Source organism: Paracoccus sp. N5, assembly GCF_000371965.1.
Classification (GTDB): Bacteria; Pseudomonadota; Alphaproteobacteria; order Rhodobacterales; family Rhodobacteraceae; genus Paracoccus.
On sequence record NZ_AQUO01000003.1, the window covers coordinates 350,237 to 365,335 of the forward strand.

The 15,099-nt window shown below is 64.0% G+C and carries 13 protein-coding genes; 4 read left to right on the plus strand and 9 right to left on the minus strand.

Annotated elements, in window-relative coordinates:
* Positions 1 to 10 precede the first annotated feature (10 nt).
* The 6 genes from PARN5_RS0121025 to PARN5_RS0121050 form a co-directional block, all read right to left on the minus strand.
* Entirely contained in the window at positions 11 to 2,344 is a 2,334-nt protein-coding gene (locus tag PARN5_RS0121025; protein WP_018001743.1) for a heavy metal translocating P-type ATPase, read from the minus strand.
* 49 nt (positions 2,345 to 2,393) lie between these two features.
* The gene (locus PARN5_RS0121030) at positions 2,394 to 3,746 is read right to left on the minus strand and encodes an APC family permease (protein ID WP_018001744.1); all 1,353 of its coding nucleotides are present in this window, start codon (positions 3,744 to 3,746) and stop codon (positions 2,394 to 2,396) included.
* The gene (locus tag PARN5_RS0121035; RefSeq protein ID WP_018001745.1) at positions 3,746 to 4,417 is read right to left on the minus strand and encodes a VTT domain-containing protein; all 672 of its coding nucleotides are present in this window, start codon (positions 4,415 to 4,417) and stop codon (positions 3,746 to 3,748) included. The genes PARN5_RS0121030 and PARN5_RS0121035 overlap by 1 nt, the downstream gene beginning before the upstream one ends.
* A 1-nt stretch (position 4,418) precedes the next feature.
* The gene (locus tag PARN5_RS0121040) at positions 4,419 to 4,805 is read right to left on the minus strand and encodes a DUF302 domain-containing protein (protein ID WP_018001746.1); all 387 of its coding nucleotides are present in this window, start codon (positions 4,803 to 4,805) and stop codon (positions 4,419 to 4,421) included.
* Positions 4,806 to 4,821: 16 nt separating this feature from the next.
* On the minus strand, positions 4,822 to 4,950 hold the full coding sequence (locus PARN5_RS25185) for a hypothetical protein (RefSeq protein WP_018001747.1): 129 nt from the start codon (positions 4,948 to 4,950) through the stop codon (positions 4,822 to 4,824).
* Between the two features lie 121 nt (positions 4,951 to 5,071).
* Positions 5,072 to 6,616 carry a multicopper oxidase domain-containing protein gene (locus PARN5_RS0121050; RefSeq protein ID WP_026155642.1) on the minus strand — a complete coding sequence of 515 codons (1,545 nt, stop codon included), beginning with the start codon at positions 6,614 to 6,616 and terminating at the stop codon, positions 5,072 to 5,074.
* Between the two features lie 624 nt (positions 6,617 to 7,240).
* On the opposite strand from PARN5_RS0121050, the gene PARN5_RS23060 reads away from it, so the two are divergent.
* Positions 7,241 to 7,615, plus strand: a complete 375-nt coding sequence (locus tag PARN5_RS23060; protein WP_232419510.1) for a cytochrome c — start codon at positions 7,241 to 7,243, stop codon at positions 7,613 to 7,615.
* A gap of 276 nt (positions 7,616 to 7,891) precedes the next feature.
* Here the strand turns inward: PARN5_RS23060 and PARN5_RS0121065 are convergent, their stop codons facing one another.
* The 3 genes from PARN5_RS0121065 to mobC are packed head-to-tail and all read right to left on the minus strand — an operon-like array spanning position 7,892 to position 12,762.
* On the minus strand, positions 7,892 to 9,847 hold the full coding sequence (locus PARN5_RS0121065) for a type IV secretory system conjugative DNA transfer family protein (protein WP_018001751.1): 1,956 nt from the start codon (positions 9,845 to 9,847) through the stop codon (positions 7,892 to 7,894).
* Positions 9,840 to 12,188: a relaxase/mobilization nuclease domain-containing protein gene (locus PARN5_RS0121070; protein ID WP_018001752.1), complete on the minus strand. Its 2,349-nt coding sequence runs from the start codon at positions 12,186 to 12,188 to the stop codon at positions 9,840 to 9,842. The genes PARN5_RS0121065 and PARN5_RS0121070 overlap by 8 nt, the downstream gene beginning before the upstream one ends.
* Positions 12,175 to 12,762, minus strand: a complete 588-nt coding sequence (mobC, locus tag PARN5_RS0121075) for a plasmid mobilization relaxosome protein MobC (protein WP_018001753.1) — start codon at positions 12,760 to 12,762, stop codon at positions 12,175 to 12,177. The genes PARN5_RS0121070 and mobC overlap by 14 nt, the downstream gene beginning before the upstream one ends.
* A 552-nt stretch (positions 12,763 to 13,314) precedes the next feature.
* Here mobC and PARN5_RS0121080 point away from each other — a divergent pair.
* The 3 genes from PARN5_RS0121080 (at position 13,315) to PARN5_RS0121085 (ending at position 15,087) form a co-directional block, all read left to right on the plus strand.
* Positions 13,315 to 14,034, plus strand: a complete 720-nt coding sequence (locus tag PARN5_RS0121080) for a ParA family protein (protein WP_026155645.1) — start codon at positions 13,315 to 13,317, stop codon at positions 14,032 to 14,034.
* A gap of 10 nt (positions 14,035 to 14,044) precedes the next feature.
* The gene (locus tag PARN5_RS23775) at positions 14,045 to 14,686 is read left to right on the plus strand and encodes a hypothetical protein (RefSeq protein WP_081615054.1); all 642 of its coding nucleotides are present in this window, start codon (positions 14,045 to 14,047) and stop codon (positions 14,684 to 14,686) included.
* Between the two features lie 161 nt (positions 14,687 to 14,847).
* Positions 14,848 to 15,087 (plus strand): hypothetical protein, encoded by a 240-nt coding sequence (locus PARN5_RS0121085; protein WP_018001755.1) that lies wholly within the window; start codon positions 14,848 to 14,850, stop codon positions 15,085 to 15,087.
* Positions 15,088 to 15,099 lie beyond the last annotated feature (12 nt).

A 15,099-nucleotide genomic window follows, 5' to 3' on the forward strand; every position in this document is an offset into this window, starting at 1 on the left:
TCAGGTGCGCTCAGAGGTCGATCCGCCTGAGCCGCAGCGCATTGGTGATGACCGAGACCGACGAGAGGCTCATCGCCGCCGCCGCGATCATCGGCGAGAGCAGGAGGCCGGTCAGGGGATAGAGCACCCCCGCGGCGACGGGCACGCCTGCGGCGTTGTAGACGAAGGCGAAGAACAGGTTCTGCTTGATGTTCCTGAGCGTCGCGACGGCCAGTTTCCGCGCGCGGACAAGCCCCACGAGATCGCCGCGCATGAGCGTGATCCCGGCACTTTCCACGGCCACGTCGGCGCCGGTGCTCATGGCGATGCCGACGTCCGCGGCCGCGAGCGCAGGAGCGTCGTTCACGCCATCACCGGCCATGGCGACCGACTTGCCCTTGGCGCGCAGTTCCTCGACCAGCTTCTGCTTGTCCTCCGGCAGGACGCCGGCGCGGACCTCGTCGATGCCGAGCTTTGAGGCCACCGCCTCGGCCGTTCGCCGGTTGTCGCCGGTGGCCATGATGACGGTGAGACCCAGCGCGTGCAGATCGCGGATCGCCGCTTCGGTCGTCTCCTTGATCGGGTCCGCCACGGCGACGATCCCGGCGAGCGTGCCATCCACGGCGACGAACATCGCTGTCTTGCCGTCCGCGCGCAGCGTGTCGGCCTCTGCCTCGGCCTCGTCCGTCGACAGCCCGAGATCGGTCATCATCGCCGCATTGCCGAGCGCGACCCTGCGTCCCCCGACAGTGCCGTGGACCCCTTTGCCGGTGACCGCCTCGAAGTCCTCCGCAGTCTCGAGCGACAGGCTGCGGTCCTTCGCCCCGGCCACGATCGCTTCGGCGAGCGGATGCTCCGACCCGCGCTCGAGCGCAGCGGCAAGGCCGAGTACCTCCGCCTCGTCGCCATGAAGCGCCACCACATCGGTCAGTCGCGGCTTGCCCTCGGTCAACGTGCCGGTCTTGTCGACGATCACCGTATCGACCCGCGCCATGCGTTCCAGCGCCTCGGCATCCTTGATCAAGACGCCCGCCTGCGCGCCCCGGCCGGCGGCCGTGGTGATGGAGATCGGCGTGGCGAGCCCCAGTGCGCAGGGGCAGGCGATGATCAGGACCGAAACGGCCGAGGCGATCGCGAAGGCCAGCGCCGGTTCGGGCCCGGCCCAGAGCCAGACGCCGAAGGCGATGATGGCTATCACAACGACGGTCGGCACGAAAACCGAGGAGACCTTGTCCGCGAGTCCCTGGATCGGCGCCCGCGACCGCCGCGCCCCGGCGACCATCTCTACGATCTGCGACAGCACCGTGTCAGCGCCCACCTGCGTCGCGCGCACCGCCAGCGTGCCGTTCTTGTTGATCGTGCCGCCGGTGACGCGGTCGCCCTCGACTTTCTCCACCGGGACCGGTTCGCCCGTGATCATGCTCTCGTCGACCGACGACCGGCCCTCGACCACCTCGCCGTCCACCGGCACGCTGTCTCCGGGCCGGACCCTCAGAAGGTCGCCCTCGACGATGTTCTCGAGCGGTGCGTCGTATTCCGACCCGTCTGCCAAAATGCGCCGCGCGGTCTTGGGCGCGAGGTCCAGAAGCGCGCGGATCGCGTCGCCCGTCCGCTCCCGCGCGCGTAGCTCCAGCACCTGACCGACGAAGATAAGCGCCACGATGACAACGGCCGCCTCGTAGTACGTACCGACGCCGTGGCCCATCCGGTATTCGACCGGGAACACGCCCGGCGCGAAGGTCGCGACCAGCGAGTAGAGATAGGCCGCGCCGACGCCGAGCGAGATCAGCGTCCACATGTTCGGCGAGACATTGCGGATCGAGTCGATCCCGCGCCGGAAGAACGGCAGCGCGGCCCAGAGGATCACCGGGGTCGCCAGCACGAACTCAGCATAGACCGAGAGGCGGTGCCCCATCCACCCACGCACGTCTAGCCCGACGAGTTCGCCCATGGTGATGATGATGAGCGGCACCGCCGCCGCCGCCGAGATCCACATGCGTCGCGTGAAATCGACGAGCTCGTGACTCGGTTCGTCCGAAGGCACCATGGGTTCCAGCGCCATGCCGCAGATCGGGCAGCTCCCCGGCTCGTCACGCACGATCTCGGGGTGCATCGGGCAGGTGTATTGCGTGCCGGGCTGGGCCTTCTGTCCGGCCTTCTTCGCGTTGCCGGAGGCGTAGAAGTACGGATCGGCGTCGAACTTCTCCTGGCACCCGGCGGAGCAGAAGTGGAACGTCTCGCCGCCGTAGTCGCGCGTCCGCGCGCCCTCCTTGATCTCGACCTGCATCCCGCAGACTGGGTCGGTCGCGGTCTTTGCGCCGGTTTTGGTGTCGGAGGTAGCGTGATGGTGATGATGGTTGGCCATGGATTGATGTCCTTTCTGTCCCGGTGTGCGGCCTCCAGTCGTTGGAAGGTCAAGAGGTGGGCTCGTGTCTTTCTTCTTGTGCGGAATGGTGGCTGCCATGCGCCGGTTCGTGCGATGGCGGGTTGAGCGCGAGGAAGATGCGCTCGAACAGGAAAACGGCGGTCATGCCGGCGATCGCGATGACGACGATCAGCGGGTCGCTCTGCCATTTGAGCGCGGCGAAGGCCGCAAGGACCACCGCGTCCAGTCCGATCGCCGTCAGCAGGACCCATCCATGCGTGCCGATCTCCTCCCGCAGAGTCCGCCAGACACCCCAGTGGATCAGGATGTCCATCACGAGGTAGAAAAAGGCGCCAAGCGAGGCGATCCGGCTGAGGTCGAAGAAGATCGTCAGCGCGCTGGCGATCACCACCGTATAGACGAGCGTATGGTCGCGGATCGTGCCCGGCATACCGAAATGGCTGTGCGGGATCAGCTTCATGTCGGTCAGCATGGCCAGCATCCGCGACACAGCGAAGATGCTGGCGATCACGCCCGAGGCGGTCGCGACCAGTGCGAGCGCGACTGTCAGGTAGAAGCCGATCCGCCCGAGGGCGGGCTCGGCCGCTTCGGCGAGCGCGTAGTCCTTTGCCGCCACGATCCGATCGAGCGGCAGGCTGGCGCCGACGGCGAAGGCGACGAGAAGGTAGACGACGACACAGATCGCGATGGATATGATGATCGCTCGCCCGACGTTGCGGTGCGGGTCGGTGACCTCGGCGCCGCTGTTGGTGATCGTCGTGAAGCCCTTGAAGGCCAGGATCGCGAGCGCCACCGAGGCAAGGAAGCCCGCAACCGCACCGCCATCCGCGCCTTCCGCCGCCTCGAAAGAGAAGCCGCCGGCCCAGAGCGCGGCAATGCCGAAGGCCGCGATGCCGCCCACCTTGAGGACCGCCATGAGCTGCGACAGAAGACCCACGGAGCGGTTGCCTGCCGCATTCACGAGGTAGGCGAAGACGATGAGGCCCACGCCGATGGCAGGGACCAGCCAGCCCTCGGGCTTCAGATCGAGCCCCCGCAGGAGGTAGGTCGCAAATGTCCGCGCCACGAGGCTTTCGTTGATGACCATCGACAGCGCCATCAGCAGCGCGGCACCGGCCGCGACCGTCGTCGGACCGTAGGCCTTGGTCAGGATCATCCCGATCCCGCCCGCAGACGGCCAGGCGTTGGACATCTTGACGTAGGTATAGGCGCTGAATCCCGTCACCACGGCGCCAGCGACGAAGGCAAGGGGGAACAAGGGACCCGCAAGTTCTGCAATCTGCCCGGTCAGTGCGAGAATGCCCGCTCCGATCATCACGCCGGTTCCCATTGCCACTGTGTCGAAGAGCGACAGGCTGTTCTTCTGATACTGCTGGGCCATCACTTCTTCCTTTCTGCCTTCCCTCGCGTCGCGGCCCAGATCAGCGGCAGCCCGGTCACGAGGCCGAGACCGAGGACCGCCCATGTGGCCCGGCCAAGGTCACCGCTCACCGCCTCGCCGCCGAAATGCGCCAGCAGGAAGCTCGCCGGGATGATGCCGGCCAGTGTCGCCAGTGCGAAGCGCCAGGCATGCAGGCGGCTGAGCCCGGCGGCGTAGCTGATCATGTCGAAGGACACGAAGGGCATGAGACGGCTGGCGAACACCGTCGCCGTCAGGGCGGTCTGGGACCCCAGAAGCCCGGCATCGATCCTGTCCCCGAAGACGCGGCGGACCACGTCGTGCCCCAGAACCCGCGCAAGGCCGAAGGCGATCAACGCGCCAAGCTCGGCGCCGATCACGACCTGAACCGTGCCCCAGACATGTCCGTAGGCCGCACCCGCCGCCAGCGCGATCGGTGCGCTCGGGATCGGGCTGGCCACGACCGCGATTGTCATGAGCGTGACGACCAGCATCGGCCCCCAGAGACCCGCGCGCGCGACCAGCGCCTCCAGTCGCTCGGGCTCGAACCAGTCCCGGACCTCGGCAAGGGCCGAAGGCGCGATGAACCACACCCCGAGCAGGACGATCCCGAGGATCGCCAGACCAGTGAGAATGCCGGCGCGTAGGCTCATCTCAAACCGCCGCGACGGCCTTCGCCAGCAGGTCGCGGACCTGGCCTGCAACAGCGTGCAGCTCGGCGTTCTCGATGGCCTGCATGGACGCGACCGGGTCGATGGCGCCGACCTCCACGCCGCCCTCGACCTCCCGCAGGATGACGTTGCAGGGCAGCATTGCGCCCACCCGCGGCTCGATCCCGATGGCCTGCCAGGCCATCTTCGGGTTACAGGCGCCGAGGATGCGATAGGCCGGCATGTCGACGTCGAGCTTCTTTTTCATAGTCGCCTTGACGTCGATCTCGGTCAGAACGCCAAAACCGTGATCCGCCAGCGCCTTTCGTGCCCGAGCGTCGACGTCGTCGATACTTGCGTCGGGGATCATGCGATTGATCGTGTAGGTCATCGCGAAATCCTTTCTCCTATTTCCGAAGATACTTGATCAGCGCTGCTATGGCCAAAACCAGCAGCACAAGGATCAGCAGGCCGAACAGCCAGCCAAACCCCATACCCCAACCCATACCGGTGCCCATGTCGTTCCAGTTCATCATGTCGTCCTCCTGTTTTCCGGGCTGCGAGAGGCCCGTCTCTGCGGATCTCGCGAGAAGGTGGTGGAGCGAAACCGCAGCGATCGGGACGTCGGGGCGCTCGAAGCGAACGCCCCGCCTGCGGTCAGACCGAAGCCGATACCGCGAACTCGGTCATCATGCCGGTCGCCAGGTGCGGCATGTGATGGCAATGGAGCATCCAGCGCGCGGCTTCGCCCGCGTCCAGCGCCAAGTCCACCATCGACATCGGCGGCACGTAGACCGTGTCGCGCAAGGCGCCTGCCACGCGGCGTCCGTTCAACCCGACGACCTGGAACACGTGGCCGTGCAGATGCATCGGGTGCCCCATCATCGACATGTTGTGAAAGGAGAGCACAACCCGCTCGCCTCTGCGCGCCGTGACCGGCTGGTGCTGGCCCCAGACGGCGCCGTTGATCGTCCAGACATAGGGCTGCATCGAGCCGCCCAGCATCAGCATCTGGCTGCGATCCACGGGGCGCTCCGGCAGGGCGTCCACCGCGATCAGCCGTGCTTCCTGCGCAAGATCGGTGTCGAACGCGGGCGCTTCAGCCTCCGCCACGGCATCGACGCGCCGCACCTCGGCACCGGGCGTGGCGAGGATCAGACCGGTGCGCTCCCTCGCCCCCTCGCGCAGCGCGAGGATCGGCCAGGCTCCGTTTTCGTTCGGCAGGTCGATCTCGAGATCGAGCCTCTGTCCCATGGCGAGCCCGAAACGGTTGCCGGAAAGCGGCTGCACCGCGTGACCGTCCGCCGCGACGAGGCGCGCCCCGGCCGCCCCGGTATCGATCCAGAACACCGTGGCCGCCGCGGCGTTGATGACGCGGAGCCGGATGCGACCGCCGCGCTCGACCTGCACCACGTCGGGGTCAGATAGCGTGCGATCGTTGGCGAGATAGGCGTCCCAGTCGTAGTCGTTCAGGTCCATGGCCATGCCGCCCATCTGGCCGCCCATGCCCATCATCCCGCCCATACCCGGCATCTGGTCCATTGGCATGCCGCCCATTGCGCCGTGATCCATGCCCGGCATGGCGCCCATGCCGCCCATGGGCGTCCCCTGCATGGGTTGAGCACCGCCGTGATGCGCGTGTGCGCCGTGGCCGCCGCCCGCGTGACCGCCGCTTATCTCGGCCAGAACCTCTTCCGGGGACTTGAACGAGAAGTCGTGCAGGAACATCACGACCTCCTGCCGGTCGGCGGCGACATCCTCGGCCGAGCGCACGATCAGCGGCGCGGCGAGCAGCTGCATCTCCTGGGTTGGCACATGGCTGTGCATCCAGTGCGTGCCGGGCCGCGCCTCGAAGTCGTAGGATCGGGTCTCGCCCGGCGCGAGCAGGGGCATCGGCATGTCGGGCACGCCGTCCTGCGCGTTGGGCGGGATCTGCCCATGCCAGTGTATGATCGTGCCGATGTCGAGATCGTTGGTCAGATCGACCCGGAACCGCTGTCCGGGATCGAGCACCAGTCCCTGGCCGCCGGAACCGGCAAGGCCGAAGACCGAAGCCGCGCGTCCGTCGATGTCGAGCGTGCGCGTGGCCGCGGCTAGGCGAAGTGAGTCAGGGGTTTGCGCAAGGGCAAACCGGGGCATGTGCGCAACTGCAACGGCGGCCGCGCTTGCGGCAAGAAAACCGCGTCGTGAAAGGGTGTTCATGGTCGTCTCCTCGGGACATTCCGTCCCGTACAAAAATGCCTATGGGGACGCCGCGGGCGTCGGCCCGGGCGCTATCAGAGGAGACGGAGCTTGGGAGGTCGTTCGTTCAGTCCTGGCATATGGCTGACGTGGACGGCCCCGGCGGGAGAGTCGTGGTCCGCGGGCTCGAAGGCGTGTCCGGTCTCCACCCCCGGCATCGCCAGGAAAACCGACAGACCTGTACAAACAAACTCGCAAATGGAGGCGTCGGTCGCTCCACAATGCTGGTTGCCGTCACAGGATGGATGAGCGTCGCCGGACGCGTGCATCATCGCACCAAGATGATCCGTATGGTCCAGCTGCATACCGCCCATTCGCGTAGCATGGGCTGCGCCGATCGTCGTAACCACGGCGATCGAGATTATGGCAAGCATGGAGAGGACTCGGGCGAACATGCCAGAAAGATAGACATTGCTCGCAAAAATGTCCAGTGCCGCCGGCGATACGTCTCTGGCTGATTCGGCCTCAGCGTGAAGGCGATAAATTACTAAAGCGATCGGGACCGAACACTTGAGAAGAGGCGTCCGAATAGCGGTGGCAGGTGTGACCGCTGGCGGCATTGTGATTGCGGGCTGGCACTATCGCATTGCTTCAACCAGCGGTATCGCCTCGGTAGAGGTCGTCTCGCAAGGACGGCAGATCTATTCCGATCAATGCGCCGCATGCCACGGAACGGATCTCGAAGGCCAACCTGATTGGCGCTCGCCGCTTCCCTCGGGCCGGTTGCCGCCGCCTCCCCATGACGCCAGCGGTCACACCTGGCACCATCCCGACGATGTGTTGTTCCGCATCGTAAAGGAAGGCACGGCCGCGATCGTCGGCGGCGGCTACAAGAGCGACATGCCGGGGTTCGGAGGCGTTCTGAGCGACGCGGAAATCCGCGCGGTGCTAGCCTACATCAAGAGCACATGGCCAGAGCGCGAGCGGAACTATCAAGAAAGCATGTCACAGGGAAACTAGATGCTCCAAGTAGAGCTGATGCGGGGCATGGTCACAACGTCAGTGGTGGGCGGAGCGTTTTGGGAAGCGATTCAGAAACAATAGCTTAACGTGGAGTTGGTTGGATATCGGGTCCATCCCGTCCTGCGGTCGCCAAGCAAATCGTTGTTGCAGGGAAACCTCGGATTTTTCTGGCAGATTGGACCGACTTCGCAACGCCCTGTGACGGCGATGTGCGATCCGTGTGCACGTCTCTGGGAGCCAGCATAATACCGCCAGAGAGGCGGCGGCCATTAGTCATCCATGCGCTTCAATGATCGCCCGCGTCGTTTGCACTGCCGCTGCCAGTTCTGATCTGCCTGCATGGTTGAGACCCATTCCTGCGAGATCGAGCGACAGCTGTCCCTGGCCACCTCCGCTTGCAGCAGCACGAGCCGCGCGGCCGCGAACCTTCGCTGCGCTGACAGGGTCAGTTTTCGCCGCGTTAGGCGCATTCGGGTCGACTTCCCGCGGTCCCGCAGCCGCCCGAACCTCCTGCAATTCCTGCTTCAGCTTCTCCACCGTTTCCCGGGTCTCAGACATCTGCCGATCCCGCCGCAGCCCGTCCTCGTCCGGATACGGGAAACTCCCCGATTGACAGGCGTGCAGAACCTTCAACGCCGGGTCCTCGAAATACTTCACCCTTCTTGCCCGGATCGGCATCTGCGCGTCGATCACGAGGATGACCTCGTCGAGGTCCATGCGTCGGGCCTCATCCTCGGTCAGGAGCGGGGTATCTTCTGTCCTCTCCGAGACGCTGCGCCCTTCGAATGGATTGCGTCCAACCGCGCGGGAGCGGGTCACCACACGCTTGGTGGTCTTGCCCACAGCCTGGCTCAATTCCTCGATGGTCTTCTGCTCGGACGGGGTGAGGTAGAGCTTTACCCCGGCGCCGCCCTGCAGCGACCTGCGGGTGTTTTCACCATAGATCTCGTCCAGCGCGGGGATGGTCTGGGTCACGATGGCGAGGTTACCGCCGAAGGAGCGCAGCGTCTTGATGCTCTCGGCTACGATTGGCATTTTCCCGAGCCGGTCAAACTCGTCGAGCATGATCATCACCGGCCAGGGCTCATCATCGCCGGGTTCCTGTGCTTGCAGCGAGGCAATCAGGTCCGAAAAGAAGAGGCGGATCAGCGGGGCGAGCGGGCGGATCATCTCGGATTCGACCACGAGATAGATCGCATGTGGGCGGCGGCGGATATCCCGGAATGAGAAGTCAGAGGTCGCGGTGGCCGCGTCAATCGCGCGGTTGTCCCAAGTGTCGAGACCCGATGTCATCAGGAGGGAGAGGTAGGAAGTGAGGGTGTCGTTGTTGGTCGATGCCATACGCTCGAAGATCAGTTTGGCCGACTTGTTCTTCACCTCCTGTGAACGCTTCAGATATTCCTTTTGCTTGTCGCCCCCCGAGGCTGTGATGCGATAGATCTCGCCGATGGTCGGCACGCCGCGCTCGAAGGCCAGAAGGCCGGCCGCCACGAAGAGGTCGATACCACCGGCCAAAAGCCCGCTCAGCTTTTCATTGTCGGTCTGCAGAAAGAGCTTCGCGGTGAGTTTAAGCTCCATCTGCTGCTGGTCGGGGTTGGTCATGGCAGCAATGCGCGCCAGCGGATTATAGCGATGTGTCGGTCGGTCCCAGTCGGTCGGCGCGAAGCGGAAAACCTTGTCCCCCATGCTGGCGCGGAAGCGCGAGGTCTCGCGGAAGTTCTCGCCTTTCACGTCGAGCACCACGGCGGAGCCCTTGTAGGTCAGCAGGTTCGGGATCACGAACCCCACGCCCTTGCCCCGGCCTGTAGGCGCCACGATCAGCGCGTGGGGGAAGGTTTTTGAGACTAGGAACGGGCGCTTGGATTTCGGGGAGCCGAGCTTGCCCAGAAGGAAGCCGCCGCCGGGCTTGGCAAAGAAACCGTTCCTCTTCATCTCGCTGCGCGTCTGCCAATGCGTCGTCCCGAAGCGGGTCAATGCATCCCCCAGAAGCGTGACGCTCAGCATCAGCGATGCCAGGCCGAAGCCGCCCAGGATGAGGTTCACCCAGAGGAAGTCTTTCGGTGCAGACTGAGACAGACCCCGATATTCGCGGGCAAGCAGGGTGACGTCGAAACGCGTGGGTGAAAGCCCATAGCGGAACATGACAAAGCCGGTCGCCACGACATAGCCCATGGCGAGACCGACCAGCACGAGACTCAACACTCCGAGGGCAATCTTGCCTTTATCCATGGGTGATCCCCTTCTCACCATGTGCCGCGGCGTGGCGCGCGCGCTGCGCCTCGATCTGCTCTTCGGCCAATGCATCGAGAACGCGCTCCATCGCCGGGCCGTGTGCCGTGACCTCGCTGCTCTGGAGATAGGTCTTGGCGAGTTCCAGCTGGCGCAGCGGATCCTCGGTGAATTTGTCCAGGACGTCCGCGTTACCGGCCCGCAGCGCGTCGATTGCGTCGGGGCTTAGCCGTTCGTTGACCTGCCGGACGATGTCCCGCTGCTCTGACTCGGAGAGCGGGCCCTCGACGTCGGCGTTTCGCACAAAGGCCACGACGGTTGGCGCTGTCTCTTCCAGGTACCGGCGCTCGGCGTAGTCTTGTCGCGCCTGGTCCTCGATCTCGAAACTGCGTTCACTGATATAGGCACGCGACGCGCCGAGCGAACGAAGGTGATTGATTTCGTCCTGGACGGCCTGCCCGAACTCTTCTTCCGGCATCTCCGTGCGATAGCGAGCGAGGGTGCGGAGCTCTTCGGTAATCGGACCGAGATGATCCGAAGGATCCCGCAAGGCGAGGTCCATGTCGCCAGCATGCAGCGTGCGGTCCTGCTCCGATACCGCATATCGCGGCGGCATTCGACTGTCAGTCATCTGTTCCCAAGCCATCGAGGCCAATTCGGCATGCTGCGGAGATCTCTGCGCATAGGCGTCGAACGCGGCGCGGGCCTCTTCCACCTCCACGGCGCCTGCCCGCCGCACAGAGGGGTCGTCGGAGAACGGATGATCGAAATCCGACCGGCGGAACTGCGCCACCAGCGCTCTGAACGCCTGCCGCTCCGATGGGGCAAAGATGTCGGACCCATCTTGCGCCAGATCGCTCCCAGGTGTCGTCAACCGCTCACCAAGCGCTGCCTCAGCGTCATCCACCTCGTCGACCTCGGTTGGCGCGCGCAGGACGCGTACATCGGTCAAAACATCGCCCAGCCGAACATGCACGGCTTCCAGCCGGTCGAGCGCTTCTTCCCGGTCCGCAGATTTCTCCAGATCGAGGTCGCTTGCTTTGGCAATCCCCTGCAGATCCTGTGCCAGCCACTGGCGCTCCAATGCGGCATTGCCTGCCCCCTCCCGCAGGCGCGCGGCCACAGCCTCGGCATCGATGCCCGTGCCTTGCAACGCCTCGGCCAGCTTTGGTGCCACCTCTCCATCGTCAAGACGCGCGAGGTGTTCTTCACTTAAGTTCGGCCTTGCATAGATGCCGTCCCGGGATGGGGCATCGACCAGGGCGGCGGAGCGATCCCCGAGCGGGTTCAAATGCGCGACCGAAGCCAGAACGTCGGTCAGCTTGCGCTCGATCACCGGCCTCTCGGCCGCCGGCGCCCTGTCGATCGCCGCCTCGATCTGGCGAATGTTCTGAGAAAACTCGGTGATAAGCGTGTCGAACGCTGCTTCGTCTTGGGACATGTAGATGGCTCCGTCAGATTGAATCTGACCGCCGCTGGCAAGGATGGTGCTGGCCCTCTCGAGCGCCTCGGACACGTCTTCGAAATTCGAACGTGACGCCTCCGCCGCGAGCCCGCGATAGATCAACGCGTTGCGCCTGACGGTTTCCAGAGCGGCCGCCAGGTCAGCGCCGGTTCTCTGGCGCTCGACAGGGGGACGGCCTTCGTCGCGAGCCTTGTAGATTTCATCGATCTCGGCGCGGTAGGTCGTGACGCCGCGATCCAGACGACGCGTCGCCTCAAGGCGGATCCCATGAACTTGGGCCGCCTCGACCATCGCCTCGCGAAAAGCGTCGTAGTTGAAGTGGTGATCCTTCCCGAGAAAGAACATTTCGCCATCCTTGCTGCGGCGGTTCAGAACGATATGCGCATGTGGATGCGCGCGATCTTGGTGTATTGCAGCAATATAGTCGAATTGCGACCCCTCACCTTGAAAGAACTTTTCGCAGACCGCCTGGGTGATATCGCGCACTTCGTCGCCACTCGTTCCAACCGGAAATGCCATCAGCAAATGCGACGTATGGCCAAGTTTGGGGCTGTAGCGCTCGTTCCACTGGTTCTCGAACCGCCGCGCCACTCGGTTGATCTCGGCTTCCGAGAGCTGCTTCTTCCCGTCATGGGTGCCGCGACTGTCGAGGATATGGGTCGACTTTGTCGTGAGATATGTGAGCTGCGCCCGTAGCTGCGCCCCGGTGTGGCAGCCCCCTTTCGAGATAGCCTTGAAGATCGCTGGCGAATAGCCGCGCGCGGCCCGAACCATCTGCGCGCCCTTGGAAAGCCCCTGCCAGGATCCCGAAACTCGGCTCCAGCCGCGGTCAAAGAGCGCCGGGTCGATGCCACGGACCCGGTCACTCCGCGCCATTCTCATCCCTCTCGGCGAGGCCCGCCAGGGCAGAGCTGATCTCAAGGTCCAGCAGGCTGCGCCGCGCACGCGACATCTCCTGGACCTGGTCGGCCAGATCGAAGACCAGACCAGCAAGAGCGCGGACGTCACGGTGACTTGAGGCCGGGTAGGACAGTCTCTCGCCCCGCACCTTGGCCTCGTTCAGACGTCGCGCGATCTGGTTCACGTTGTTGCCGACCCGGTTGAGCGCGGCGCCAAGGCTGCGCAACTCGTCGCACATCTCGTCGTCGGGCAGGAAGACACCTTCGGCTGCCAGCATCAGGCGACGCATGGCATCCGAGCGGTGCGCGATCCCGCGCCGCGACAGCGCCGCGTCGAACCGGCGCAGGTCGTCGTCCGAGACTCGGATCCCCACAACCCGCGATCGGCTGCCGTTCGCTGTCTGACGCTCACCCCAGTGGTTCACCACATTGTAGATCGTCTTCAGGCTGACATCGTAGCGCGCGGCCAACGACGCCGCGGAGACGCCGTTCCGGCGGTCTTGGGCGATGGTCGATCGCTCGATCTCTGACAGTCTGCGACGGCGGGGCATTTTGAAGTTAACGTTCCTATTTCTTGCCAACTTCGTACAAGCCCGCCGACTCCCAACGCAAGTGGAGTCGGCCATAAGGGCTTGTACTCAATGTAGAAAATCGCCCTGCAGGGGCGATTTCCCGTCCTTTGCCAAATGGATCGCGCTTCGCGCTCATTGCACCACGCGATCCGGTCTCCGCATCGCGCATCGCGTCTTTTGCGCCCCGTCTCTTGCACCCCGCAAGACGGGTTTTGCCGCGTGCTAACCGTCTCGCGTCACCCGCGGAACGACATACGCGAGACTGCCTCCCGTCGTCTGGAGCGCGCTATCCGTCACCTGCATTCCGTCCGCTGTACATCGCCGAGCGCATCCCGACATTTGGAGGGTGTGTGGTGCCCCGCGACGAATGCTGAAGGCGCCACGGCAGACGTCGCACGGTCATCGCACAACGCCGCCCGCTGAATGCCAAACGCGGGTCGCATCCCGACTTCTGCTTGACCCCTCAGTCTCATGCGTTTAGCGACATTTTGGTATTATCGTTTCGATTCACTATTTTTGCGGAGGATCAGAATGCCGAACGAAAATCTTGTGGTGATCGCAGCGATGGCCCGGAAAGGGGGCAGTGGAAAAACGACGCTTTCGCGCGCCTTGATCAGCGCCGCGATCGCCGCCGGACGCAGAGTGATGTTGATCGACACGGACAGCACGAGAGTACTCGGGGCCTGGCATGCTCGGGCGGCAGCCGGTGGGCTGAGTTCGCCGCTTCTCTGCTCGGCCACCGTCGAAAGCGTGGCGGGTGTCGAGGATCAGATCGATCAGGTCTACATGGCAGGCACGGCAGACTTCATCTTCATCGATACCGCAGGTGTCGGTGCAGAATGGTCAGACGGCATCGCGGTGCTTGCGGACCACATCGTGACGCCCGTCATGCTGTCGACGTCTGATTTCGATGTCGGCGCGCAGACCGCCGATTGGTTTGAGAAGCTGAAATCCCGTGTTGACGACCCCTCCAGCCTGCCGCGCCACCACGTCGTCCTCAACATGGTCGACCCGAAAACGACCCGTGCTGACGCCGCCCTGATTGAAGAAGCGCTCACCCGTTTTCCGGTGATTGAGACCGTTATGATGCGGCGGAATACCTACAAGGAGATGGACCAGAAGGGACTTCTCCACGCCTTGGCGCTGGAAAAGCAATCCGATCCGAACCCTCTGATGCGTCCGCATGTTCGTCATGTCGTCGAGGCGCTCGAGGAGGCAACGGACATCCTCAACAACATCCTTGCTGCGTGAGAACAGTCGATTGCGCAAGAAGATCCCGACCATCACCAGGCCCGACCCAGCCTACGCCGCCACCCTGCAACAGGGTGACCGCGAGGTTCCAGGGAAGGAAGATGAGGCACAGGTCACAGCAACAAAGACAGGCACCCCAGCCGCTGACGTTGACGCTGATCGGCACGAGTCAGAGCGTGTGCCGGAAGGTACCGTGGCGCCGCACCAAGTCACCGCGGAAAGCACTGACCCGCATACCAGCCTGAGAGCTCCCGTATCGGCGCGCGCTTTGAGCCCGACCCGGAAGATCGACATCAGGGTCAACGCACTCGAACGACAGGAAGCAGCGCTGCAGACTTGTGGTGTTGAGCCAGCACATGTGGTGCGTGCCGCCCTGCGCCGTGCAGTCAAAGGCTGGCAACTGTCGCCGGTCTTCGCCCCAGTCGCGGAGGAGCGACGCACTCGAAACACGCAGTGGCAGGCCCGTACATCTCTGGCAGTAGATGCGGCCAGCCTGGGTGTCCTCCTACGGGACCACGACCCCCTCGAAGTCTTGAGTAAATGGGCTCTGATCCGCGGCCAGGTGGAACCGCTCATCTGGGGCGAGATCGATGCGATCCTTGACGAAATTGCCATTCGTGCTGCATCGCCGCATGAACCGAACGCGCCGTAAGATACCTATCTGAAAAGACAACTTGCATTTCACCGGTGGATTTTTGCCCACCGGCAGACGCTCGCCTTGCAGTTGCGGAAAGCGTGGCGCTAATGAGCGTCATAGGGAATTTCAGACCTCAGTGGTGACGAGTTACGAGGTCCATTTAGGAGGAACGCATTATGAACACGAAGCCCCGCCTGACTGGCGAACCGATCATGCGCATCCTCTGCAAGACATCTGAAAATCTGGTCGGCTACCTTTACCAATGGAACAATGGCGACGTGCAGCCTGCCTGGTTCGACGGCGCCATGGCGGACGTTCGCTATGAACCATTCATTCAAGCGCCGGAACAAAACCCTGTCGATCCGAAGATACCCGGACAGCGTCAGCAAGATCTGACGCACCTTGAAAATGCTTAGCTCAAGACCTCG

Coding starts and splice junctions, on each gene's coding strand:
- PARN5_RS0121025 (WP_018001743.1), bottom strand. CDS start 2,344: ATGGCCAACCATCATCACCATCACGCTACCTCCGACACCAAAACCGGC.
- PARN5_RS0121030 (WP_018001744.1), bottom strand. CDS start 3,746: ATGGCCCAGCAGTATCAGAAGAACAGCCTGTCGCTCTTCGACACAGTG.
- PARN5_RS0121035 (WP_018001745.1), bottom strand. CDS start 4,417: ATGAGCCTACGCGCCGGCATTCTCACTGGTCTGGCGATCCTCGGGATC.
- PARN5_RS0121040 (WP_018001746.1), bottom strand. CDS start 4,805: ATGACCTACACGATCAATCGCATGATCCCCGACGCAAGTATCGACGAC.
- PARN5_RS25185 (WP_018001747.1), bottom strand. CDS start 4,950: ATGATGAACTGGAACGACATGGGCACCGGTATGGGTTGGGGTATGGGG.
- PARN5_RS0121050 (WP_026155642.1), bottom strand. CDS start 6,616: ATGAACACCCTTTCACGACGCGGTTTTCTTGCCGCAAGCGCGGCCGCC.
- PARN5_RS0121065 (WP_018001751.1), bottom strand. CDS start 9,847: ATGGATAAAGGCAAGATTGCCCTCGGAGTGTTGAGTCTCGTGCTGGTC.
- PARN5_RS0121070 (WP_018001752.1), bottom strand. CDS start 12,188: ATGGCGCGGAGTGACCGGGTCCGTGGCATCGACCCGGCGCTCTTTGAC.
- mobC (WP_018001753.1), bottom strand. CDS start 12,762: ATGCCCCGCCGTCGCAGACTGTCAGAGATCGAGCGATCGACCATCGCC.
- PARN5_RS0121080 (WP_026155645.1), top strand. CDS start 13,315: ATGCCGAACGAAAATCTTGTGGTGATCGCAGCGATGGCCCGGAAAGGG.
- PARN5_RS0121085 (WP_018001755.1), top strand. CDS start 14,848: ATGAACACGAAGCCCCGCCTGACTGGCGAACCGATCATGCGCATCCTC.